The following is a 545-nucleotide window of genomic DNA, read 5'->3' as shown; positions in this document are numbered from 1 at the left end:
AACAGAAGCTGCATCATCATAGCTGATGAGCCTACTCCAAACATTTCTTTTTTTATTGCTTCATCGGACTTAATCTTATGAATTTTAACGACTTTACTCTTTTTCAGGAAGTAGTGCAGCGTTACAACCGCCTGAACAAACTGTGCTGTAATCGTTGCAAGGGCAGCACCTTCAATGGCGTATTCACCCATAACTGTCATTAAAATCGGATCAAGAATGATATTCAGTAAAGCTCCAAGTCCCATTATCATCATGGCTTTTTTCATTAGACCTTCGCCACGCATAACCATGTTTGCGGACTGTGTAAAATTTACAAAGAGGGAACCGATAAAGATTACTCTTAGGTATCTGATACCATAAGCTTTGATCTCACCTGTTGCACCGACCATATCTAAAAAATGTGGTGCAAGTAGTATTCCGCCAACTGTTATGATCGCCGAAAACAAAATCACCCAGAAAATCAGGTTGCCCATGATTTTATCTACGGTGTTCTGATCTCCTTTACCAATCGCTCGTGATAAAACAGATGCAGAACCTACACCAAG

1 protein-coding gene is annotated in these 545 nt (G+C 40.2%); it reads right to left on the bottom strand.

The window, feature by feature from the left end; translation table 11 throughout:
• Nucleotides 1-545 (bottom strand): MATE family efflux transporter (locus HMPREF1253_RS02985; RefSeq protein WP_023055279.1); only part of this gene is annotated, 545 nt, incomplete at both ends.

It is taken from the genome of Peptoniphilus sp. BV3C26 (assembly GCF_000478985.1).
GTDB classification, from domain to species: domain Bacteria; phylum Bacillota; class Clostridia; order Tissierellales; family Peptoniphilaceae; genus Peptoniphilus_B; species Peptoniphilus_B koenoeneniae.
The sequence above is the reverse complement of the archived record's forward strand: the minus strand, read 5'-3'. Positions and strand labels throughout refer to the sequence as shown.